Consider the following 23,901-nt stretch of genomic DNA (forward strand, 5'->3'; position numbering starts at 1 on the left):
AACAAGACAGAAAATAGGTTGATTTAAATGACAACCCAAGTAGTGAAAAAACACATGGTAGTGGCGCAAAACGCGTCTGGACGTAACATGAACGTGCCAATTTATCGAATGAAAGGAGCGCGTCCTGGCCCCACCGTGTATATTCAAAGCTCTATTCACGGCGCTGAAGTGCAAGGCAACGTGGTAATTTACCATCTCATTCAGCGCTTAAAAGACATGGATATTTGCGGCGAAATTATCCTAGTGCCCAACTGTAATCCCATTGGTACTAACATTAAAGCCGGTGAGTACACATTAGGCCGGTTCGATCCTGTGAACGGCACAAACTGGAACCGCGGCTACTTCTTCGATAAAGATGCAGTTGAACATTTCGCCAAAACAGTCACCCGCGAAGAGTCTATTGAAGGCATAAAACAACGTTTTCGTGCTCACTTATCTAACGCTATCGACAACAAACTGGCTGAACCCTGGGGCCTAGGACTAGCGCAGCAGTTGAACCTAAAGCTACAGCAAATGGCAGTAAATGCCGATTTCGTGTTAGATCTCCACAACGGCCCGGTGTCTACCCGTCACGTTTATATTCCCGAGTACGCCAAAGACAGTGCTAAGCTGTTTAACATTCCCCATTGTATTTTTATTCCAAACGTATTTGCGGGGGCGTTGGACGAAGCGACGTTCTGCCCATGGTGGACACTGCAAGAAAGCATAAAAACTAATTTAGCGCGTGAGGTAAGCTTTAACGTTGAAGCGTTTACGCTTGAAATGGGTAGCCAAGAAGTTATCGACTTTAACGAAGGTAATATAGACGCCACCAGTATTCTTAGCTACTTAAACGCCAAAGGCGTATTGCACGAATGCGATATTAAACCGACAGAAATGAAGCGTTTAGGCGTGTATTTAAAAGACTATAAAACCCTGTTTACTAACTGGGGCGGCATGGTGGAGTACATGGCGAAACCAGGCCAAACGGTGAAGAAAGGCGAACCACTGGCGCAAATTTTGAATATTGACGACCTAGACACCGACAACGGCAGCAGAACATTAGAAGCGCCTTGCGATTTAATTCCTATTCTGCACTTCCCGTCGGCTTCGGTATTGAGTGGTACACAGTTGTACAAGGTGTTTACTAATTACAAGGAGTTGTAGGTTTTTATACGCAAGTTGATGGAGTAAAACTTTATTACAACATGGTTGATTAGGGTATATAAAAACGTCTCCCGCAAGCTACTGGTTTATTCTTTGAATTACTTTCTGCCGTTCAATTTATTGTATTGAACGGCAGAAGAGTACCTTAAGCTGCCCATCGCACAAAGGCACTTCGATGGCAGCAATGAGCGTGAAGCGGACATTGGATATTTCTAACTCGCGAGACCGCTTCAGACAAAGAGCGGACGGTTAAGGCCTTTGTAACAAGCATTTTTTGTATAGTGGCGCAGCCACCGCAAAACGGAGCGAAAAAAAAAAGTGGGCCTGTTGACAAACTTGTTAGCCATTTACGCCATCGTATTTTTGATCAAATACCATGAAGATACTCTTATTCACTCTCTCAACCCAGTCTAACACGCCACTTAGGTATTTATCTTGACAATCAATTCTGTCTAGCCACATTTTATATGGCTTATTGCAGAATTTTATTGTAGGGCATATAAGCCTTACATCAGCGCCATGGTAAAATGGATATACAGTAAACGTATTATCTTCATTTTTCTGTAGACACCAATCCATAGATTCGTTCCATGACCCATGAATAGACTCGGACATCATTCCATAAGTACACTTATAAAGGTCTTCATCTGACACTTCTTTGAATATATCAAAGAATGACTTTCCTTGAAGCCTCCACCGGTTATTTTTCTGAATTTTAAAGTCCGCTTCAGTAAAGCCCTCTATGTTCATTTTTTCTTCAATTGAAACAAGGAGTCTTTTTCCCGCCTTAGTTTCAAAGAAGCGAGATCCTTGTTTCAGTTCTCGCAATATCCGTAATCGGTCCTTATATGAACACTTTCGATAGTCCTCCATAACTGAAATATCTTGCTGCATTAGATACTGAGCGGTAATCGAGGCTTCTAATAGTGGACGCTCAAGTATACTAATAATCTCAGCGTTATCACGCTCATAATAAAGAGCGATCTCTTTGAGAAGCTTCCAAATTCTAGTAAGCAACCCCAAGATTGGAGCATCATCTAGAGAAAAACCCGTTGGGTTTCTTTCGACATTTCTCACGCGAGTGATGCAGTCATATATTTCTGCAACATCTTTTACGAAAGTACCCGTAAAACTATTAATAGTTTTCAAATTTGTAAGGCTCTCTGATATATATGCTTCACTATAGCGAGACATTACTTCAGCAATTTCATCCATAGATACTCTCGAATATAATGGCTAACGTTTAAATGAGGGACGCAGGTAAGTAGGGCATCATTTCGAAGCCGCCCCGCATGTATGCATCCCAGCGAACTTAATACGAGGCAACAGTTGTTTGTTAGTAGTTTCTCTAAATAGCACCTAACGCTTCCATTCTTAAATGTTGGACTTCTTGAGTGTCAATAAACGTCGTGTCGAGTTGGTGTACTGTTAGAGCTTTACGTTTAGGACTAACCTCCACCATAAGGGGATTCAGCTTTAACCATTGTCTTAGTTTTGCTCTTTTGTAGCCTGCTTGTAAATTGGATTTAAACATAACAATTTGTATTAAAAGAGCTCCTACAACAATAACGCGAACTTTAAAGTCTGTATCAACTTGTGGCATCCAAGCAAGCCTTGCATGAAAAGGATTAAACTCTCCATTCGGGCCGATTTCAAATTTTCCTTTATATTTTAAAATTTCTTCAGCGGAAAGTATTTCAGGCTTATAAAGACCGGCGACAATAACAACATCATCACATGATTTTTCATTACCTAAAATATAGGGTATAAATTTTTTGAAACTTTTAGGGTTATTGTTTGAAGATCTCGCTGAATTGAAGGAAACTTTTAGAATCCATCGCTTAAATAGATCGTAATCGTATTCTAAATTTATAATCTTTCTTAAATAGTTTTGAGTCAGAACACCGGAATTTTGAAGCATTATCTTTGCGTAGCCATCTAATGTTCCTAATTTGACGTTGTTACAGTCCGCACACACATCCTTTATTTTCCCCTCACCTCCAACTATTTTCTTTGCTTTTTCATTCCAGCCTACAAGAGGTCCATTTCCCTTTTCTAATTTATATATAAAATCAGGAATTATATGTTCTCTCGTCAAACCCTTATCTTCTTCACAATATGCGCAAATACCCAAATTTCCCTCCAGCTGCTAAAAATTTTTTACGGTGACTTTCATAGCTTTCCGTTTCCCTTGAAAAATCATATTCTGTGTTTTAATGGGACGGGATGTTAGATGTCCGCTTCACGTACTCTTCTGCCGTTTAATTACAAATACTCGAACGGCTGCTTCTGACACAAGCCGGAATTAAAGGAAAAAACTGCTGTGTTCACCAAATGTACTTAAAATGAATCAACGCTAATCTAATAAAAAACGCCTAAGATCTTGTTCGTGCCGCATTACGTGCAAAATAAAGGCTTTGTTGTCCTCAAATTTATAAAAAATTCGACAGGGCTTCACATAAAGCTCGCGGTAATTGAGAGATGGTAATTCAGAGACTGACTTGCCTGATTTAGGATATTCCTCAAGTATGTCTACTTTGGCGAAGACTTCTTTAACCAGTTTCTTTGCCGCAACTAAATTAGATACCGCTATCTATTCTGCAATCTTGTCCAAGTCATTTAGAGCAGGTTCTGTCCATACTATTTCAGCCATTTATCCATTTTCTCTTTGGCCTGCAAGTTAGTTAAAACGTCATCATTTCTTATTGCCTGCTCACCTTTTGCAATACCTTCCAGAATCGACATGCGCTTCTGCATCATCTCATAATCATCAACATCGACTAAGTAAGCCGATGGCTGACCATGTTCAGTAATCAAAACAGGCTCTTTTGAAGTGTGCAGGTCTTGCAAAATTTTTGTGGCTTGTCTCTTCAGTGTAGTAACTAATTCTACTTTCACGATGCAGGTTCCAGCTTTCAAATGTACCACTATAGTATCACTTAACGATAACCACACAAGATTTCATTCGCTCAGAGCAGAGTGACAAGGTAACTAACCACACCCTACTTCACCCATACTAACGCGATATTTAAACTCACCACGCTGATTAAATACGTCAAAACCATTATCAGAAGCTTTAAGCTCTAGCTCCCATACCCAATTTGTTTTTTCAATAAATGTTAGTTCATAGCGGTTAAAAGGAAGTGGGCATTCTAAATAAAAATAATGGTAGGCCGTCCCCATGGCACCTGGATCTGCGGTAAACACATAAATAGTGTTATTTTCTATTGCAAATTCTTTATGAAAGTAATCTCGGTTAGTTCCTAGTGTTGCATCAATCAGTACACCTATAAGACCTATCGCAATCTGAATGAGCGCCACTATTGCTAAAACACAGCTAAAAACAATAGACATCCATTTACTTTTAAAAAGATGCCTAAATGTACCGTGCTGCGTAAAAAGCAGGTACACCCCTGCGCAAAGCGCTATAAGCTTAACTAAGGCTAACGCGTCGCCGACCTGTGACATAAACTTGGGGGAATGGTAGTTTAAGCCCCACAGCACACCACCATGCAGACTTTCCACTAATGGAACTAATATTAGAAGTAGCACAGCGAGTAAGGGAATGATCAAGGCCGCAAAGGTTCTTTGCGGCATTTGCTGGTTACTCGGGCTATGGTTTTGCTCTAATTGCGTTGTCCCTAACATTAATTATCAACTTCCTTAAATCGGCGAACCTGGCGGTAGCGGCTCTACTTCAAAGGTACTTGGCCATGCCTTACTAGCCCAATAAGTATCGAACTGTTCTTTCAGTATTTCATACTGATTGTCGTCTGCTTTGTCGTCTAACCATTCGCTAAATTCAAGCAGAGCAAGTTCGGCTTCCATTCTTACTTCAGGCGCCAACTTATCGTTAGTTACTGCTTTCATCACTGCATTTAACGCCACTAACTGTAAGCGTTTTGCTAATGGGCTTTGTGACTTATTTTTATACCAGTGGACGTTAAGTATTTGCTTCACCAGCATAGAAACGCCTACTTTTTTGCGTCGGTCATTAGTGCTTCTTGTTTGCCACTCTAGGCGGTTTAAGCGCTCTGGGTGCAATAGTAATTCAAACGCAAAGTTAGATGCTGAAGCAGCGGCAGAAACAGGGTCTAACATTAACCCCATTTTGCCCTTAAAGTGCTCGCGAGTAATATCGTCGCCATACGCTGTCGGTGGAATAAGGGCGAGTACCGATTCAGGTATCGTCAGGTAGTCAGCGGTAGTAGCTGTAATTAACTGCTGCATAGCGCGTTGCTGCACTGCAGGCGCTACAAACTGTTGGCCCTGTGCTTTGGTATAGTCACCTTTGCGTTCGTATTCATACACTAAGCCGCCGACTTGCTTTGCAACGGCTTCTAACTGATAACGGTGGAGTAAGTAAATAGGCACTAAAGCATTTTCAAGCGAGGATAAACTGCTATTTGGGCTTAAGGTGTCTAAACCTAAATTGGCTAACGCCAGTTCGCGTACTTGTGAAATTTCATCGAAAGCATCTAGCGGATTGCTACCGTTTTCCCACATATGGCCGTTTGCCGATGCATGGCGACTACTGCGGGTATCGGGATCTGACTTAAAACTTAAACCCTCATTACGGCCTTTTACGATAATTTTTGCCAAGCCTTCGGTTGCCTCTACGTCGCTGGCAAAATCTTGATAGCCATACGCTACGGCGTGAATATCCCATGCGCCTATGCCTTTATCATACGCGCCTTCCAAGCTAATTTTGCCGTTTCTAATACTAATTTTGGGATGAGGATAATCCATTACCGACGCACGGTTATTTTCACTTGCCGCAAAGTTGTGGGCTATACCCAATGTGTGCCCTACTTCGTGGGCTGAAAGCTGCCTAATGCGGTCTAAAGCCATTTCTTGCTGTGCAGTGGTGTCGGTGCTGCCGTCCTTAAAAGGACTGGTTAGGCCAAGGGCAATTAAATAATCTTGTCTTACACGCAATGAGCCGAGCGTAACGTGACCTTTGATAATTTCACCAGTGCGCGGGTCGACAACCGACGAACCATAAGACCAACCGCGCGTTGCGCGATGTACCCAGTTGATTACGTTATAGCGCACGTCCATTGGGTCGGCACCTTCGGGCAATACTTTCACCTGAAACGCATCTTTATAGCCTGCGGCTTCATAGGCTTGATTCCACCAGCTCGCCCCTTCTTTAAGCGCGGTCATTACGGGTTCTGGAATACCAGGATCTAGGTAATACACAATAGGCTCCACTGCTTCGCTCATTGCAGCATGCGGGGTTTTCTTGTTTAAACGATGGCGGGTAATAAAACGCTGTTCAGTAGGCTCGCTGATAGGCGTTGAATAATCAAAGTAACTGAATTTCCAGTAGCCCGAGTACGGGTGGTACTCTCTGGGCGTGTAATTATCATCAGGCAGAGCCACAAACGAATGATGCAAGTGCACCGACAAGCTTTCTGGGTCGGGCGTAACTTGCTGCACGTATTCGCCTGGCTTCTTACCTGCAAAGGTGACTAAAGCCTCTAATTCAGTATTTTTTTCAAAGCCTTTGGTTTTAGGTAAATACACGCCGCTTCGCATGTTATCTACACTAAAACTGCCTTGGTTAGTTCCCGCTAAGCGATTGCCAATGCCGTGAATATCGCTTAATAAGAACGGTGTGTAATCTATTAGACTGGCGCTGTCATTTTTGGCTACCAGCGTAAAACCTGCGATAACCGAATCAGCAAAGGCTTCATCGATGCTCTGTTTCTCAGCGTCGCTGCCGTGAGCTGCTCGGTATTTGGTGTTGTGCTGCTTTAATAAAACCTTGTTTCCAAATTTTTCAAAGCTTACTAAACGCGTATTGCCTAGCTGGCCGCGATCAAGGCCAATGTCGTTAGACCCTACGCCGTAAGGCAAGCTGCTTTGAAACAGGTATTCGGCGTGGGCTGTTGGCACCGCCAAGTAAACTTTGTCGCTTTCATCGTCATAGTAAACAGGAATTAAACCATCTTTTTTGGTCATATCGCTGGTGAATTCACCAATGCTTGGCAGCGCAGCCAACGCGGAAGACGTAGACACGACAAATAATACCGTAATCGCAATGGCCGATTTACCCGATGCTTTTACTTGTCGCGCCGCTTTATGAAAAATGTTCAATTGCAGCATGCAGTTAGTCCTTATTATTGTGAATTTCTAGCCTACCCTATGTGGTGGGTTTTGCCCATGGTAGTTCATCGTTTAATGCGCTCTTTTTGCTTGTTATTTAGCTGTGAACAGGCTTGTTTTTTCCTACCGAAGGTAATGCACTAAAAACGCAACTATATGGAAGAAAACAGCTGGCATTGACTCTGCTCAATTGCCGTTTAAACATTCAAAAACACAAGCGACAACAAATTATTTGATCTTGGTCAACACCAAGCTTTGTTTGAGTTGTAGAGGTATTTTACGGCTTATAAAATCCGCCGCCTTGTTTAAAGCGTCTAGTAGCGGTTTTTATCTATGACTTCAAAATTATCACCTAATCGCAGCTCTTCTAACCTACGTGAAGACTCAGTTTCAACATTGCCAAACCAAACGTTAATCGCGCCAGAGTTGCTTGCACCTGCGGGTAGCTTACGCAACATGCGCTACGCTTTCGCCTATGGCGCTGATGCTGTTTATGCTGGGCAGCCACGCTACTCGCTTCGCGTAAGAAACAACGAATTCAGCCTTGAGAACTTAGCGATAGGCATAGAAGAAGCACATGCTTTAGGTAAAAAGTTCTATGTAGTAAGCAACATTGCTCCGCACAACAGTAAGCTAGGTACCTACCTTAAAGATATTTCACCAGTAATTGCTATGAAGCCCGATGCGTTAATTATGTCAGACCCAGGGCTTATTATGATGGTGCGCGACGCCTTTCCTGAAATGCCTATTCACTTGAGTGTACAGGCCAATGCGGTGAACTACGCCACGGTGAAGTTTTGGCAGAAACAAGGCATAGAGCGCGTTATTTTGTCCCGAGAGCTCTCTTTGGAAGAAATTGAAACTATTCGCGAGCATGTTCCAGACATGGAATTGGAAGTGTTTGTGCATGGCGCGCTTTGTATGGCGTATTCGGGGCGCTGCTTATTGTCTGGATATATGAATAAACGCGATCCGAATCAGGGCACTTGTACCAATGCTTGTAGATGGTCTTACGATGTTAAGACGGGCGAAGAAAACGAAACCGGTGACATTGTTCAAGCTATTCAGATTGATAATGCAGGTGAAGCGCCTGAAATGATAACTCCTACCCTTGGTGAAGGCACGCCAAGCTCCCAAGTGTTTATGTTAGAAGAAAAGGAAAAGCCTGGCGAACTGATGCCAGCTTTTGAAGACGAACATGGCACCTATATCATGAATTCTAAAGATTTGCGTGCCGTGCAACATGTTGGCAGGTTAACCCAAATGGGCGTGCATAGTTTAAAAATAGAAGGCCGCACTAAATCACATTACTACTGCGCTAGAACAGCACAAGTTTATCGCAAAGCAATTGACGACGCGGTAGCAGGGAAGCCATTTGATAGTACATTAATGGGAAGCTTGGAAACTTTAGCTCATCGAGGTTATACCGAAGGTTTCTTGCGTCGCCATGCGCACCACGCATATCAGAACTATGAGTATGGCCACTCAGTCAGCGATAAACAGCAATTTGTTGGTGAAGTGATTGACCGTTGTGAAGAGTCTGGCTATGCAATTATAAACGTTAAAAACAAATTCTGTGTAGGTGACTCGCTTGAGTTGATGACGCCAAGCGGCAACATTACCTTTACTCTAAATGAGATGCTGGAAAAGAGAAACCATTCTATTACGGATGCTAAGGGTTCAGGACACCAAGTAAGAATACCGATACCCAGCGATGTGTCTCTAAACTTTGCCCTACTGCTGCGAAATTTAGATGAAGGCGTTGATACCCGCAATCCGTTTCGAAAAGCTCCTAGTGCAGTAACACCCGAAAACGCGAGCGAGGCATAATGCATGGCACTGCTTATTCTTGATAGCTGCATTAACTGCGACATGTGCGAACCCGAATGCCCTAATGCCGCTATAAGCATGGGTAATAAAGTGTATGAAATAGACCCGTTACGCTGTACAGAATGCGTGGGGCATTACGATGCGCCTACTTGCGCAGCGGTATGCCCAATAGATGTTGTTAAGCCTGACCCGCACAATAAAGAATCACTAGACGAGTTGGCCGAAAAGTTTGTTCGTTTAAATAGTTAGCTATGAAGTAAGTCAGCGAGTTAATTGTACTTCTCGAAGAATTCCCTTGAATCATAACCAAGAGTGATCCCTAATTGCGGTACAGTTTGAATTGGCACTACTAATAAGGGTTTTATTTTGAAGTTTGCCTCTCGCGCTACAGCGATTTCTCCGTTTCTTGCTATGGCCTATGGCGAAAAAGCCACGGCACTAGAACAGCAAGGTAAAGATGTTATAAGACTTAATTTAGGCGAGCCTGATTTCGGCGCACCCGCAGCAGTGCTTGCCGCAATGAAAGAAAGCTTAAATGCCCCAGTTTTTCCCTATACCTCGGCGCTGGGCATGCCTGAACTACGTGAAGCCGTTGCACGCTTTTATGAAGTTAAACATGGCGTAGCGTTAAGCCCTTCTAGAGTGGTCGTGACCGCTGGGGCTTCTGGCGCTTTACTTTTGGCAAGTGCTGCCTTGGTTGAACCAGGCGACAACGTGATATTGGGCGACCCGTCTTACCCTTGTAACCGACGTTTTTTAAACGCATTTGGCGCAGAGGTAACGCTGGTACCAACACGCAGTGAGGATAACTTTCAGCTAACCGCAACAAGTGTTGCCGATAATTGGAAGCACAACACGAAAGGCGTACTTATTGCCACACCTGCCAATCCTACTGGTATGGTTATAGATGCAGAAGAGTTGACTAAAATTGGCGAGTACTGCAAATCCAAAGGTGGCTTTTTAATTGTTGACGAAATTTACTTGGATCTATCGCTTTCGGCTGATCTTGATGTACGCAATGATACATTCGCTTCCCAATCGACCTTGGGCACTGATACCAAACTTCAAAGCGTACTTGCCAATGCACAGCTTGAAGAAACAGTGGTCGTAATAAACAGTTTTTCCAAATATTTTGGCATGACCGGCTGGCGTCTTGGCTGGTGTGTGGTACCTGAAGCGATGACGCCCATCGTTGAAAAACTCGCGCAGAATTTGTTTATTTGCCCCTCTACCCTATCGCAAAAGGCTGCTCTTGCATGCTTTACACCAGAAGCATTGGCGCAATGCGAGCAAAACCGCCATACGCTGGAAAAGCGTGCTTCCCTTGTTTTTAGTGCACTTGAAAATATGGGGCTTGGTTTAGATGCAAAGCCTGACGGTGCGTTTTATGCCTACATCAATATTAAGCACACAGGGCTAAGTGCAATTGAATTTTGTGATGCCCTACTTTCACAACATCATGTAGCGCTTACGCCGGGTAATGATTTTGGTGAGCACAATGCAAACCATTACGTAAGACTGTCTTTCGCCACTAGCATTGAACGCTTGGAGGAAGGGCTTTCACGGCTAGCTGAGTTTGTAGAATCATTAAGCTAACGCTTTTTATGCTCACCATTTAATTTCGTGAATAGACAAATATTACCGAAAAAAATGATAGATATGGGTGCTTGTGCGTATATTGAGTAACGCATATTGATGACACGTGTCGAAACGAAATAAAACAGGACAAAACAATGAGTAACGAACGGGAATTTGATGTAGTTATTTTCGGTGCTACAGGTTTTACGGGTAAGTTAGTAGCTGAATATTTTCAGGCTCAGTATGGCAGCGATGACAACGTTAAGTGGGCGGTCGCAGGCCGAAACGAAGCTAAACTCAACGGCGTAAAAAAGGAGCTAGGCATTAGTGAAAGCGTTGCTAGCATTGTAGCCGATGGTGATGATGACGACGCGCTAGATGCGTTGACGAAGCGCACAGCCGTTGTACTTACCACTGTTGGTCCGTATCAAATTTACGGTGAAAAGTTACTTTCTGCATGTGTCGATAACGGCACCGGCTATACAGATCTTTGCGGTGAGCCAGCCTGGATGCACCAAATGATCAATAAGTACGAAGCGAAAGCTAAAGAAACCGGCGCAAACATTGTGTTCTCGTGTGGCTTTGACTCTGTGCCTTTTGACCTTGGTGTGTACTACCTTCAAGAACATGCAAAAAAGCAAACTGGCGATGTCATTGAATATGTAAAAGGTCGCGTTCGTAAAATGCAGGGCACGTTCTCTGGCGGTACGGCTGCAAGTTTAAAAGCGACCATGGCGGCTGCGCACAAAGATAAGTCTGTCATGGCGGCACTTATTAACCCGCACTCATTAACCGATGGCGCGTCAAATCAGCCACAGCCCGATGGCAATAAACCTTACTTCGATGAGCAGTTAGGCACATGGGTTGCACCATTTATTATGGCGGCCATCAATACTAAAAACGTTCATCGCACGAACTACCTGGGCGGATATAGCTACGGCAAGAACTTTCAATATGATGAAATGATGATGACTGGCCCAGGTGAGAAAGGTGAAGCCATGGCGAATCACGTTGCCAAAGATAAGTCGCTTGCAAGTGATGATGGCCCTAAACCAGGTGAAGGCCCGAGCAAAGAAGAGCGCGAAAATGGCTTTTACGATGTCATGTTTGTGGGTACCGCTACCAATGGTGATATGCTAGCCGTATCGGTAAAAGGCGACAAGGATCCAGGTTACGGCTCTACCAGTAAAATGATTTCAGAATCTGCCCTTTGCTTGTGCAAAGACGTTAGTTTATCTGGTGGTTTCTTCACACCTGCGGCAGCACTTGGTAACAAGCTTATCCGCCGTTTAGAAGAAAAAGCAGGCTTAACGTTTGCTATCGAGAAATAACGATTCAAAAAACGAAGGCTGAACACAAATTGCGTTCAGCCTTTTCTCTCTGCGCTAGGTGTTATTGTTGTTTTTTAAGCGAGTACCGCTTTTAATGCTTTAACGCACGCGTCAGTTTCTTCAGGTGTCCCTACGCTAATGCGTGACCATGAGTCGTACCCAGGCCACGTACGCCCTACGACCTTTATACCTTGAGCTTTCATCTTTTCTGCAAATTTGTCGTGCGGCATGCCCGTATCTATGTAAATAAAATTCCCTTGTGGATTTGGCGCAAACGGCTGCTTTAACTCTTTAGCTACTTTTACTAACTTTTCACGCTCAGTTTTAATGCGTGAGCGCATCGTGTCTAAGTTCTCATGGTCATCCATACTCGCCATACCCGCTACTAATGCTAAGTAGTTCACACCACCCATGCGCAGCATACCGCCCATTGTTTTAGCTTGCTCAGCAGGCATGATGGCGTAACCGAGACGCTGGCCCGCCATGGCGTGAATCTTAGAAAAAGTGCGGCAAATCACCACATTGTAGCCTTCAGCTACTAGCTTCGATTGCACATTAGCGGGGTAAGCATCAGACATTTCAATGTAGGCTTCGTCAATGAAGACTTGCGCTTTCTTCGATACGCGTTTAGCAAAAGCGGTAAGCTTCTCTGCATCTACCATGCTACCTGTCGGGTTATTTGGATTGCATACATACACGGCGGTAGTATCTTCGGTTACCGCTGCTTCAATGGCATCCAGATCAAAGGTCATATCATTGGCTAGCGGCACGTAGGTCACATCTGCCCCCATGAACTCAGCGCCCCGTGGTACGCCTTCGTAGGTTGCCATAGACGTAACCAGCTTGTTGCCGTTTTTGGTGATCCAGTCAGCATAGCCAAACAGAATAGGTGAAGAGCCGTTTGTGATAACGATTTGATCAGCAGATACGCCTTCTTGCTTAGCAATTTTTTGCGCTAACACTTCCACCGTAGCGTCGGTATAACGCGCTAGGTTTAATAGCTCGCTTTGCATTGCCTTTGCCGCTTTTTTCGAGGGCCCAAAAGCATTTTCATTCGACGATAGGCGAATAAGACCATCGTTTACATTAGGTGTAGCGGATGGAAAGTGTTCAGTTTGCATACCTGCGGCACGAAGGTCGCCCATAATACTGTCAACGCTGGTCGTTAGCGCTACTGCTCCTGCACCTAATCCCACTGACTTTAACCAATTACGGCGTGAAGAATTCACGGTGCTTTGTTGCTCATTTTTATTCATATTTCGCTCTGCCTTCCGTCTACATTCACTTTAGACTAAAGGCTTAATTTTGAACGCGCAATAGCATAAAGCCCCTAACCCATTGACATTAATGCACTTTTTACGTGCATATGGCGCACTAAAATTGACAACATACGAAGTTTTAATGCGTTAAGCCGTAACATTGCGGTGCAGCCTTATTTTGTGTTTTTTGGCGTTTGCGATGAATGACATTTTTTTTGATGTTAAAGGCGTAGCACTCTCTCTCTATTGGTTCTCCGCGCTTGAAGCCTGCCTTTTAAACGACTGTGTAATCCATCTATATAAATAAAAAGTAAAAATTACGACGAAACATTCATCGATTACCCAGTGTGCAAAACAGGAATTAAATATGGCTAAGGACCACGGCAACCAAATTAAAAACGACGATACTTACGAAGCCCTTCGCGAGGAAGGCTATAGCAAAGAGAAGTCGGCGCGCATTGCCAATGCGCAAGCCAATAGCGAACAAACGCCTTCTAAAGATGGTGGAAAAGGCAAAAAGTACGAGGATCGCACTAAAGAGGAACTGTATCAAAAGGCCAAGGAAGTCGGCATTGAAGGTCGCTCTAACATGAGCAAAGACGAATTAATTGATGCGTTACGCAATCATTAGTGGCGGATAGACCGCCACATACAAAAACTGGTCACTGTGGCGGTGATGATTACGTTTTATCAGACACGCATAATTTGTGCATTTCGTGGCAAACCTCAACTTCAAGTAAAGATATACCGCCTCAACAGTAGGCGACTAGCTCTTCGCCCGCCCAATGCATGACAATATTTCATGATAAAATGAAAATAAGTCATTTTTATTCATAGTTAAATCAATGTATAACGTGTTCATAGCTTTTACAGCAGTCTCACTACTCGGTTTAACTTTAGGAATAGAAGCGCATTCTCATGAACAACAACGTGAACACAGATTTCTCTTTTACTATTAACAGCGTTCAGTTTAATGAAGATTATCGCCCTTCAGACAACACACGCATCACCACCAACTTCGCCAATTTAGCTCGTGGTCAACGCCGCAAAGAAAATTTGCGCGATGCACTAAGCATGATAAACAACCGCTTCAATGCACTGGCTAGCTGGGATAATGAAAGTGGCGATCGCTATGCTGTCGAACTTGAAATTGTGTCGGTAGATATCGACGTTGAGGGTAACGGCAACACATTCCCAACTATCGAAATCTTACAAACCAATATAATTGACAAAAAAACGGGTAAACGCACTCAAGGTATTGTAGGAAACAACTTCTCGTCTTATGTTCGCGATTATGACTTTAGCGTTCGTCTATCTAATCACAATCGTGGCCAGTCTTCGTTCAGTGTCCCTACCGATTTTGGTGATCTGCACGGAAAGTTGTTTAAGTATTTCGTTAATTCAGAAGCCTATAAAGCACATTTTTCAAAGCTGCCGGTCATTTGTTTAAGCGTTTCCGACAATAAGACCTACCGTCGAACAGAAAATCAGCACCCCGTTTTAGGTGTTGAATATCAGCCTAATGAATCATCACTAACTGAACAGTATTTCAAGAAGATGGGCTTAAACGTGCGCTATTTCATGCCACCAAACAGTGCTGCTCCTTTTGCATTTTATTTCTTTGGTGATTTGTTAAACGACTACACCAATTTAGAACTTATCAGCACTATTGCTACGATGGAGACCTTCCAGAAAATTTATCGCCCTGAGATTTATAACGCTAACGCCCAGGCAGGTTTAAGCTACAAACCAAACTTGAAAAATAGCGATCACTCAGTGACTCGCATTGTTTATGACCGTGAGGAGCGGACTCATCTAGCCGTTGAACAAGGCAAGTTCGTAGAAGAGAACTTTATAAAGCCTTATCAACACAAGTTAGCGCAATTCACAGCAAGCTACGCCTGATCCGTTCATTTAAATACTTGCGATATTCAAACCGCACACGTTGCGACAACAAAACTATGATAAGGGCAGCACGTTCTGCCCTTCGCGCATCCATACAAATTATTGATTAAAAGAAAGCGAATCACATGAAAAAACTACTCCCCACTTCTATTGCAGGCAGTCTTCCAAAACCATCGTGGCTTGCACAGCCTGAAACTCTGTGGTCGCCGTGGAAGCTAGAAGATGAAGCATTAGAGGAAGGCAAAAAAGACGCGCTTCGCGTTACGCTTCAGGAACAAGCCCTATCAGGCATAGATATTGTGTGTGACGGTGAGCAAACCCGTCAGCATTTTGTAACTACCTTTATTGAGCACCTTGACGGTGTTGATTTTGAAAACCGTAAAACCGTACGTATTCGCAATCGCTACGACGCTAGCGTACCTGTCGTTACCCATGCTGTTACACGGCCAAAATCAGTGTTCGTTGAAGACGCAAAGTTCTTAAGGAGCCAAACCGATCAGCCCATAAAATGGGCGTTACCTGGCCCTATGACGATGGTTGATACGCTGTACGATGACCATTATAAAAGTCGCGAAAAACTTGCGTGGGAGTTTGCCAAAATACTAAACCAAGAGGCAAAGGAGCTTGAGGCTGCTGGTGTTGACATTATCCAGTTTGATGAACCTTCGTTTAACGTATTTTTCGATGAAGTCAATGAATGGGGTATTGCCGCATTAGAAAGAGCCATTGAAGGGCTTAAATGCGAAACTGCGGTACACATTTGCTACGGATATGGCATCAAAGCTAATACCGACTGGAAGAAGACATTGGGCTCTGAGTGGCGACAATATGAGGAGAGCTTTCCTAAGCTAGCAAAATCCAATATTGATATGGTTTCTCTGGAGTGCCATAACTCTCATGTACCCATTGAACTGATCTCGCTTCTTAAAGGCAAAAAAGTGATGGTGGGCGCTATTGATGTTGCAACTGACACAATAGAGACACCAGAAGAAGTAGCAGCTACATTACGTGAAGCATTAAAGTACGTGGATGCCGACAAACTCTACCCTTGTACAAACTGTGGTATGGCGCCCCTTTCACGACAGGTTGCTCGAGGCAAGCTTGAGGCGCTCAGCGCTGGCGCTGAAATAGTAAGGCAGGAATTAGCTCAGAAGCTCAGTGCTTAATACGCCTCAAAACTTTTGTTAAGCAAGAGCATTTTGAAAGCGCACTAAAGCCCACATCAACGTGGGCTTTTTTATTTCTAGCGGTTCAAAACCGTATCAGCGTTATTCTCATCTATTCGACCTTATTTAAAGTTAACTCCCTTACATTATTTATAGTTTCCACAGAATCAAGGATAATTAAAAACATCATTAAGAAATAAGAGAGAAAATATAACACATGGAGAAGTAACGAATATTTAACTTATTAGCAACATTAGCAATTACCTGATTTAAAACAGCGACAAAACAACTATTATTCACGTTAAAAAAAGAAACCTTAATATACACGGTTTAAATTTACTCAGTTAGTGCAATATACGAGCAAAAACCTTCTAACTCAAAATTAATCAAGCAAATGAAACATAAGACGAAAACTGCTTAATAAGCGCCCTAAAAAGACACTTTTCGACCACATGGTCAATATAAAAACAATTATTGGGTATTATTAATACAAAACTTAAAAATATTAATTAAACCTACTATTTATAAATTCTTTAAAAATAAGTTAACTCTTTCATAGCTAGAATTTAATTCACCGCAAAAAATTGATTTATTTAATACTAGATAATTAGAATGCGCGCCATTGCAACATAAGTAAAAACTACGCATGCAATTTGGCTAGCCCTTGCCTATTTACGGGGCGTTAACCAACAACAAGCACGTAAATCTAATTCACTAGGAACAATCCATGAAAAATATTGCAACTGCAGTTCAGTTAGCATTAGCTGGAAGTGTCGCGTTGACCTCAGGCAACGTTCTTGCACAGGACTCAACAAATGAAAGCGCTGACGTTGAAAAAATTCAGGTCACCGGTTCTCGTATCTCTCGTCAGGGCGCTATCGCTCCATCACCAGTAACAGCCATTTCTGGTGAGTCACTTCTTAATTCAGGTGCGATGAACATTGGTGAGGTGCTTAATGAGCTTCCTTCACTTGCAAACACATTCTCATTGGGTAATTCAGGTCAATTTATTGGAACTGCTGGTCTAAATATTCTTGACCTACGTGGTATGGGTACTGACCGCACATTAGTATTGGTAGACGGTAAACGTCACGTATCTTCTTCAGCAGGTTCTGCAGCGGTTGATACCAACACCATCCCTACTTCGTGGATTGAGCGCGTAGAAATCGTTACTGGCGGTGCTTCTGCGGTTTATGGTGCAGATGCAGTAACTGGGGTTGTTAACTTCATTCTTAAAAAGAACATTGAAGGTTTCGACGTGAGTGCGACGCAAGGCTTTGCACAGGAAAACGGTTATAAGAACGATAAATACCAAGCATCATACGGCTTTAACTTCGACAATGATCGCGGCAACATTGCTTTTGCAGCCGAATACAGCTCACAAGAAGCTTTAGAGGCCCTTGACAACCCTTGGACTGCAACGTCGTATCGTAATATGAGCTTTGAAAGCATCATGGGATACGAGCGCAGTGAAGACCAGTTAAATTCAACGGCATTTCCTGACAACTTTTACACTGCTAATGCGGGCTACTACACACTAAACAACTCTGGCGTTTTTGGCGGCAACTCTCAGACTTTCAACGCTGACGGTTCAATTCGCGAAATCTACACCGGTGACCAAGTAGACGGTGCGTTCTGCGCAAACTGTGATTCGTTTAACCTGCGCCAGTTTACGCAGCTTCAGCCTGAGTTTGATCGTACTAACCTAAATGTAAAAGGTAACTACGAGCTAAACGACGACACCACAGTGTATGCACAGGCTAAGTACGCGCGTACTCGTGCAATTACAATGGGTCAGCCTGCTTTCTTCTATGGCGGCTCAGAGACAACCATTTATCGTAACAATGCCTTTCTAGATGATAGCGTTGCCGCATACATGGATGAAAACGAACTAGACAGCATTCAGCTTAACCGCATGATGACTGACCTAGGGCGCCGCACCGAAGCAGACGAGCGTGAAACTTATCGCTACGTGCTAGGTATTGAAGGCTACATTGGTGACGAGTGGAGCTACGAGGCATTTGTAAACTACGGCAAAACTGAATTAGAGCGTGAGAACCGCAACAACCTTGTTTTGCAAAACTTCGAGAATGCACTTAACGCAATAACTGACGGCGACGGAAACATTGTTTGTGCGTCAGGTAGTGATGACGGCTGTGTACCGCTGAACATTATGGGCTTTGGTCAGCCTTCACAAGAAGCAATTGACTACGTCAATACTACATCAGTTGGCACAAGCAAAATTGAACAATACAACGCTGGCGCAACCATCGCAAACTCTGGTATTTATGAATTACCTGCAGGATACGTTGGCTTTGCAGCCGGTGTTGAATATCGCAAAGAAAAAAGCGAAATTGAAGAACCTGATAATGCAGCGGGTACCTTTTTCAACACTCTAGGTGAAGATAAAGGCGATTACGATGTATCAGAAGTATTTACTGAAGTTACTATTCCACTACTTGCCGATCTCCCTGGCGTAGAAATGCTGACATTTGATACTGCGGCGCGGATTGCCAACTACTCTTCGATTGGCAACGCGAAAAGCTGGAAGCTTGGTCTAGATTGGAAAGTGTATGAAGATTTACGTCTACGTGCGACAAAATCATCTGCACTACGCGCGCCGAACATCGGTGAACTTTATGGTGAAGCAAGCCAAACCTTCTTCCGCGTAGACGATCCATGTCGTACAGACAACCTTGCTGACTTAGCCAACGCCGACCAACGCATTGCAAACTGTGCAGCGTTAGGTATCCCTGCAGATTTCAACTCTGATTACGACTCAGCAACGCTAGAAGGCGTAAACGGTGGAAACATCGACTTGCAAGCGGAGAGCTCAATCTCTAAAACACTAGGTGTTGTCTATACTCCTAGCTGGTTTGAAGGCTTTACCGCTACTGTTGACTACTGGGAAATCGAGCTGACAGACGCGATTTCGTCTATTGACGGCCAAACAATTTTGGACCGCTGTGTTGACTCTGAGTCGGGTATTAACAACGTATACTGTGGCCTTATCGACCGTGATGGAACTACCGGTGAAATCACTCAGATTCGTAGCTATGCATTGAACATCGCGGGTCAAGAAGCCAAGGGTATCGACTTCGAACTAGGATATGATTTCGACGCGCTAGAAGGCGCATTCCGTACTAGCTTGATTGCGACTTACCTTAAAGACCGCAAAGAATTCCCATTCCAAGATAACCCTGAAGTATTCTATCAGTACGCAGGTACGGCAGGTGAATCTGATTGGCAGGGTGTATTCACCATCAACTATAGCCGTGGTGATTGGGAAGCAAGCTGGAAAACTCGCTACCTAGAACGTTCAAGCCTTTACGACAACCAAGAGTTAGCGCGTAACCCAAATCCGAGCAACCGTATGGAACTGCCTTCATACGCTGTGACTGACGTGACCGCGGGTTACAACTTTGCTAACGGTGTTAGCCTAACCGTGGGTATTGATAACCTGTTTAACCGTGCGCTACCGACGGGCACGACAGGCACGGGTTCAATAGACGGCGCGTACGACAACATTGGCCGCTTCGGATACGTTACCGTAGCGTACAAAATGTAATTTACGTAATATTGAGCAATGATAAAAACGGCGCTTATTAGCGCCGTTTTTTTATTATAAAGTTAACATGACGTCATTTTATTGCTATATAAACGTCTATATGGTTGCCATTCACATAGTGCTCGAAGTCTATTGAAAACGTCCTTTCATACTCGGCACCTCCTTCTGTGAAATAGCGCCAAATATCGCTCCATGCATCAATGGCAATTTGCGGCATTTCACCTTGTCGCGAAAAAACGAGATACTTTCCTGCGGGAATAGTGATGTGCTCAACCTTTAAATGTTCGGGCACTGAGTCACCGTCAAACCCAGCCAACACGGAAAAGTCACCGGAATGATCGGATTCGTAGTTGAAATACACGCCATACACTCGCTCGCCGCCTTTATAGTCAACAGCTATCGAATTATCAAACTTTTGCCAAAGTGTGGGTATCTTTCCCTGTGGTGAGAATTCAGTGTGATTATTGGTAATCACCGAAAAGCCTTTAATATCTATCGGTGAAGAGAGTTGTCGCATTTCCATGTCTTTATTCCATTTATTTGTGCGAGATAATCATGATACACGCTTGTGCTTTGCCCACCATTCAGATCTTGGTTATTTCACTTACTTTTCATGTGTATTCTAACTGCAAAGTAAAAGGCTCATTGGTTTAAAATAATGAAACTAGCTGTTATCGCCTTTTAATTTTCAATACTTTCCCTTATCAACGAGCATTTCAGTTTTAGAACAAATATAATCCGGTTTTGTCTCATCCAGGTTGCAATATATTGTGAATCAACGTTTTTTACTTGCCATAGTCGCAGTGCTTTTGGCGATGGTAACCATACAGTCTGGTGCATCGTTTGCGAAACAACTCTTTCCTATAGTTGGCCCTGAAGGCACCAGTGCTCTTCGTGCGTTTTTCGCCGCGTTGGTGTTAACAGTAATTTTTAGACCTTGGAGAGCGCGCTTAAGCGCAAAAGGATGGCGTAACGTTATTTTCTACGGCGCTTGCTTAGGCGCAATGAATATCATCTTCTATCTTGCGATTGAGCGTATTCCCCTTGGCATAGGTGTTGCGCTTGAGTTCACCGGACCATTGGCTGTGGCATTTTTTAGTGCCAGAAAAAAGAGAGACTTTGCTTGGGCTATTTTAGCCGTTGCAGGCGTTTGTTTGCTGCTTCCCGATATTGGCGGCGCGTCTGCTGAAAGTTTAGATCCCGTCGGCGTTATTCTTGCCCTTACAGCCGGAGCGTTTTGGGCCGGTTATATCGTATTTGGAAACAAAACAGGCAACGAAGGTTCTGGCGGTGTTACGGTAACATTAGGCATGCTAGTGGCCGCTATCTGTGTAGTGCCTATTGGCGTTGCAAGTCAAGGTATCGCCTTACTCTCGCCACAGGCTATTTTCATCGGGTTCGCTGTAGGCGTATTCTCGTCGGCTATCCCGTATACGTTAGAAATGAGTGCAATGCGCAATATGCCTAAGCAAACCTTCAGCATTATGATGAGTGTTGAGCCTGCCGTTGCAGCCATAGCGGCGTTCATCATTATTGATGAAACCCTCACGCTTTCACAATGGTTTGCAGTGGCTTTAGTCGTTATTGCTACCGCCGGGAGTTCAGCTACGCAAAAACAACTACCCAAACAAAAACAAATTGAAACCCTTTCTTAGGGCCTGTTGACCTTTGGTGTACGAATTTTGGTCTAAATGGAAGCCTTTTAATCGCGAAACAGTCCTGCAAGCCTAGCGAGTGTTTTCGATTTAGAACCACTAAACCGTCAAACATCCGCCTTGTCTAGATGGCACACAGACCGCTGCAAAAATGCACAACAAAGGTCAACAGGCCCTAGGGTTTCAAACTTTCTTTACTTTTTTACCATCCTTATTTTCCCCTTTTTGAACTCAGGTCTTATTCTTTTCGTTAAACAAATTAAGTTAATAGTTGATTTAGTGGCTTAGGGAATATTTATGAAACATTATGCGGTAAACACAGAAGTAGAATGGGAATGGGGAAACGGTAGTGCAACGGGAAATATCAGAGAAAAATTTACCAATGATGTAGAGCGCACGATTAAGGGTTCGTCGGTAAAACGAGAGGCAAGCGACAGCGATCCAGCCTATCTCATTGAACAGGACGACGGCAGTAAAGTGCTTAAATCTCACAGCGAAATTACGAAGTCGTCTTAATTTGTTGATTAATAAACCTAAACGAAAAATGCAGCGTTCTTTTTTCACTGATAGCGGTGTCGTCAATATAGCGAAGTCGCTCATTGGTAACTACCTGTTTAGTAATATCGACGGCGTACTAACCGGGGGAACGATAACAGAAACGGAAGCCTACCGTGGTCATCAGGATCTTGCCATGGAAAAACACCTGTTGCGGCGCCCTTCTTCGATATCAACACTTAAAAAGCAAGGCGGCGTTGCTTACATCTACACCATTTATGGTTCTCACAGTATGTTGAATATTGTTACCAATGACGCTGACCACACCGATTCTGTTCTGATCCGAAAAATTAAGCCTACAGAAGGTGTCGACAAAATGCGTGAACGTCGCGGCGTGAACACATCATTGCGTAATCTATGTGACGGTCCAGCTAAGCTGACACAAGCTCTTGCGATAACGCCTGCGCTTAACGGTGAGCCTGTGTTAAACAATACATTGATTTGGATTGAGAAAAGTAACTACACCATTGTCAGTGATCACATTACTAGTTCGCCTCGCATTGGCATAGACTACGCAAAAGACGAGCATACTGGTAAGCAAGGTCCACGGGATGACACAACCTTGCCTTGGCGGTTCACGCTAAAGTAGCGCACTTCAATAAAGACTACTTCGCAACAGCGAAGGTCAGCTTGCAGTCGATGTATTTGAGCAATTTATTTACCACCTTTGGTACAGCAATATCACCTCTAGCAGTTTTTGATTCAACATAAATATCGCAGTCATCATATTGAATTTGCTGGCGAATAACGTAGTCGTTGAGTTCGTCAAACAGGCTTTCTTTTAACGGCACCATACCAATGAACGCATCTGGGCCTTTTTTATCTACACATTCTTCACGCTTAATAAAATAAGCGCCTTCAATTTCTCGTTTTAGCGTGTACGCTTGCATGGCATCTAACGTTGTTAAGCGAAAGTGCACACTTATTTGGGGTTCTGTCACTGGTATTCTCGGTTTTTCTTGAAGTTTATCCAAATGGCTACTGCTTTATTTCCACTTTCCAAGGCGGGTTCACTCTATTCTCTCCTGCCCAGTACAGCTTTATTTTGTTGCCAGATGGATCGCTTAAAATGGCCTCTTTCCAAAGGTAGCGCTGCTGCGTTGGCGGCTGCTCAAAACGAATACCTTTTTCCACAAGAGAGGTATACAGCTCATCTAGCGCCTCGTGTTCGAAGTAGATCACACTGTGATTTTGAGCACTTTCGCTTTCTAAAGAGAGCGAAAAAGTAGACGAGCCTTCAGGACACGTGAATCTGGCATAGTGCGGTGTATCTACAATTTGAGTGAACCCAAGTGTAAGGTAAAACTCCACCGCTTCGACCATATTGGTAACGGGTAACGTAACTTGGTTCAATTCCATGAAGACCTGCTCCTTGTATTTGTATTGTTTGCGCTAGATTTAATCGTCGCGTCCTAGATAGGCGTGAATAGCGGTGATTTTGCCGTTTTCATTAAATTTCAAGACATCAACAACAAACAGTGTTTCAGACTTATCCACTACAATTTTAAGCTCACCACACACCATGTTCTCGTTTGCCATAGTAGACAGCACATCTATTTCTATCGAATCAGCGTTCTCAAAGTTCTTACGTGTTTCATCAACGGCTAACCGTTTACCTTTTACAGAAATTTTCCAGTCCCTTAATGCAATGTCATCCGCAAACATATCGGAAACACTGTCTAGGTCCTTTTGTTCATAGGCTCTTAAGTATTGAATAAAGACTTCGACCCACTCCATTTTACGTGTTCCTTTTATCAGTTTTTTAAAAGACATCAGCCAATCGGTTTACACCCAAAA

The 23,901-nt window shown here is 43.5% G+C and carries 23 protein-coding genes; 12 read left to right on the forward strand and 11 right to left on the reverse strand.

Features of this window, described 5'->3' with window-relative positions:
- The first annotated feature begins 27 nt into the window (after positions 1–27).
- Positions 28–1,146 (forward strand): M14 family metallopeptidase, encoded by a 1,119-nt coding sequence (locus tag MASE_RS10800; protein ID WP_014949777.1) that lies wholly within the window; start codon positions 28–30, stop codon positions 1,144–1,146.
- A gap of 339 nt (positions 1,147–1,485) precedes the next feature.
- Here the strand turns inward: MASE_RS10800 and MASE_RS10805 are convergent, their stop codons facing one another.
- The 6 genes from MASE_RS10805 to MASE_RS10825 form a co-directional block, all read right to left on the reverse strand.
- Positions 1,486–2,361, reverse strand: a complete 876-nt coding sequence (locus tag MASE_RS10805; RefSeq protein ID WP_014949778.1) for a DUF5677 domain-containing protein — start codon at positions 2,359–2,361, stop codon at positions 1,486–1,488.
- 133 nt (positions 2,362–2,494) lie between these two features.
- The gene (locus MASE_RS19815) at positions 2,495–3,280 is read right to left on the reverse strand and encodes a hypothetical protein (RefSeq protein WP_014949779.1); all 786 of its coding nucleotides are present in this window, start codon (positions 3,278–3,280) and stop codon (positions 2,495–2,497) included.
- 222 nt (positions 3,281–3,502) lie between these two features.
- Positions 3,503–3,739, reverse strand: a complete 237-nt coding sequence (locus MASE_RS19925; protein ID WP_232362845.1) for a type II toxin-antitoxin system RelE/ParE family toxin — start codon at positions 3,737–3,739, stop codon at positions 3,503–3,505.
- 47 nt (positions 3,740–3,786) lie between these two features.
- Positions 3,787–4,044 (reverse strand): type II toxin-antitoxin system Phd/YefM family antitoxin, encoded by a 258-nt coding sequence (locus tag MASE_RS10815; protein ID WP_014949780.1) that lies wholly within the window; start codon positions 4,042–4,044, stop codon positions 3,787–3,789.
- 93 nt (positions 4,045–4,137) lie between these two features.
- Positions 4,138–4,794, reverse strand: a complete 657-nt coding sequence (locus MASE_RS10820; protein WP_014949781.1) for a hypothetical protein — start codon at positions 4,792–4,794, stop codon at positions 4,138–4,140.
- 15 nt (positions 4,795–4,809) lie between these two features.
- A complete protein-coding gene (locus tag MASE_RS10825) occupies positions 4,810–7,257 on the reverse strand; it encodes a zinc-dependent metalloprotease (protein ID WP_014949782.1) in 2,448 nt (815 codons plus the stop codon).
- Positions 7,258–7,590: 333 nt separating this feature from the next.
- Between MASE_RS10825 and trhP the strand changes: the two genes are divergently transcribed.
- From trhP to MASE_RS10845, 4 genes are all read left to right on the forward strand, one after another.
- Positions 7,591–9,087, forward strand: a complete 1,497-nt coding sequence (trhP, locus tag MASE_RS10830) for a prephenate-dependent tRNA uridine(34) hydroxylase TrhP (RefSeq protein ID WP_014949783.1) — start codon at positions 7,591–7,593, stop codon at positions 9,085–9,087.
- A 3-nt stretch (positions 9,088–9,090) separates the two neighbouring features.
- Complete coding sequence (locus MASE_RS10835; protein WP_014949784.1) at positions 9,091–9,336, forward strand: YfhL family 4Fe-4S dicluster ferredoxin; 246 nt, start codon at positions 9,091–9,093, stop codon at positions 9,334–9,336.
- Between the two features lie 117 nt (positions 9,337–9,453).
- Positions 9,454–10,683 (forward strand): aminotransferase class I/II-fold pyridoxal phosphate-dependent enzyme, encoded by a 1,230-nt coding sequence (locus MASE_RS10840; protein ID WP_014949785.1) that lies wholly within the window; start codon positions 9,454–9,456, stop codon positions 10,681–10,683.
- Between the two features lie 137 nt (positions 10,684–10,820).
- Complete coding sequence (locus MASE_RS10845) at positions 10,821–11,996, forward strand: saccharopine dehydrogenase family protein (protein WP_014949786.1); 1,176 nt, start codon at positions 10,821–10,823, stop codon at positions 11,994–11,996.
- A gap of 74 nt (positions 11,997–12,070) precedes the next feature.
- On the opposite strand, the gene MASE_RS10850 is transcribed toward MASE_RS10845, so the two are convergent.
- Positions 12,071–13,252, reverse strand: a complete 1,182-nt coding sequence (locus MASE_RS10850; RefSeq protein ID WP_014949787.1) for a pyridoxal phosphate-dependent aminotransferase — start codon at positions 13,250–13,252, stop codon at positions 12,071–12,073.
- A 370-nt stretch (positions 13,253–13,622) separates the two neighbouring features.
- Here MASE_RS10850 and MASE_RS10855 point away from each other — a divergent pair, with 370 nt between their 5' ends.
- From MASE_RS10855 to MASE_RS10870, 4 genes are all read left to right on the forward strand, one after another.
- Positions 13,623–13,886, forward strand: coding sequence for a DUF7218 family protein (locus tag MASE_RS10855; protein WP_014949788.1), 264 nt, complete (start codon positions 13,623–13,625; stop codon positions 13,884–13,886).
- A 299-nt stretch (positions 13,887–14,185) separates the two neighbouring features.
- Positions 14,186–15,160 (forward strand): DUF1852 domain-containing protein, encoded by a 975-nt coding sequence (locus tag MASE_RS10860; protein WP_014949789.1) that lies wholly within the window; start codon positions 14,186–14,188, stop codon positions 15,158–15,160.
- A 125-nt stretch (positions 15,161–15,285) separates the two neighbouring features.
- Positions 15,286–16,326, forward strand: a complete 1,041-nt coding sequence (locus MASE_RS10865) for a methionine synthase (RefSeq protein ID WP_014949790.1) — start codon at positions 15,286–15,288, stop codon at positions 16,324–16,326.
- Between the two features lie 727 nt (positions 16,327–17,053).
- Positions 17,054–19,894: a TonB-dependent receptor domain-containing protein gene (locus MASE_RS10870; protein WP_014949791.1), complete on the forward strand. Its 2,841-nt coding sequence runs from the start codon at positions 17,054–17,056 to the stop codon at positions 19,892–19,894.
- 73 nt (positions 19,895–19,967) lie between these two features.
- On the opposite strand, the gene MASE_RS10875 is transcribed toward MASE_RS10870, so the two are convergent.
- Positions 19,968–20,417, reverse strand: a complete 450-nt coding sequence (locus MASE_RS10875) for a GyrI-like domain-containing protein (RefSeq protein ID WP_014949792.1) — start codon at positions 20,415–20,417, stop codon at positions 19,968–19,970.
- A 247-nt stretch (positions 20,418–20,664) separates the two neighbouring features.
- On the opposite strand from MASE_RS10875, the gene MASE_RS10880 reads away from it, so the two are divergent.
- The 3 genes from MASE_RS10880 (at position 20,665) to MASE_RS10890 (ending at position 22,693) form a co-directional block, all read left to right on the forward strand.
- The gene (locus tag MASE_RS10880; protein WP_014949793.1) at positions 20,665–21,549 is read left to right on the forward strand and encodes an EamA family transporter; all 885 of its coding nucleotides are present in this window, start codon (positions 20,665–20,667) and stop codon (positions 21,547–21,549) included.
- A gap of 297 nt (positions 21,550–21,846) precedes the next feature.
- A complete protein-coding gene (locus tag MASE_RS10885) occupies positions 21,847–22,065 on the forward strand; it encodes a hypervirulence associated TUDOR domain-containing protein (protein ID WP_014949794.1) in 219 nt (72 codons plus the stop codon).
- 28 nt (positions 22,066–22,093) lie between these two features.
- The gene (locus MASE_RS10890) at positions 22,094–22,693 is read left to right on the forward strand and encodes a DNA-3-methyladenine glycosylase (protein WP_014949795.1); all 600 of its coding nucleotides are present in this window, start codon (positions 22,094–22,096) and stop codon (positions 22,691–22,693) included.
- Positions 22,694–22,709: 16 nt separating this feature from the next.
- Here MASE_RS10890 and MASE_RS19820 read toward each other — a convergent pair whose 3' ends face one another.
- From MASE_RS19820 to MASE_RS10905, 3 genes are read right to left on the reverse strand one after another with little or no spacing between them, the layout of a single operon-like run.
- Entirely contained in the window at positions 22,710–23,045 is a 336-nt protein-coding gene (locus tag MASE_RS19820; protein WP_052160396.1) for a hypothetical protein, read from the reverse strand.
- A 37-nt stretch (positions 23,046–23,082) separates the two neighbouring features.
- Positions 23,083–23,463 carry a VOC family protein gene (locus MASE_RS10900; protein ID WP_014949797.1) on the reverse strand — a complete coding sequence of 127 codons (381 nt, stop codon included), beginning with the start codon at positions 23,461–23,463 and terminating at the stop codon, positions 23,083–23,085.
- Positions 23,464–23,502: 39 nt separating this feature from the next.
- Complete coding sequence (locus MASE_RS10905; RefSeq protein ID WP_014949798.1) at positions 23,503–23,841, reverse strand: nuclear transport factor 2 family protein; 339 nt, start codon at positions 23,839–23,841, stop codon at positions 23,503–23,505.
- Positions 23,842–23,901 lie beyond the last annotated feature (60 nt).

Origin of the sequence: Alteromonas macleodii ATCC 27126, from assembly GCF_000172635.2 — a bacterium.
Lineage (GTDB): Bacteria > Pseudomonadota > Gammaproteobacteria > Enterobacterales > Alteromonadaceae > Alteromonas > Alteromonas macleodii.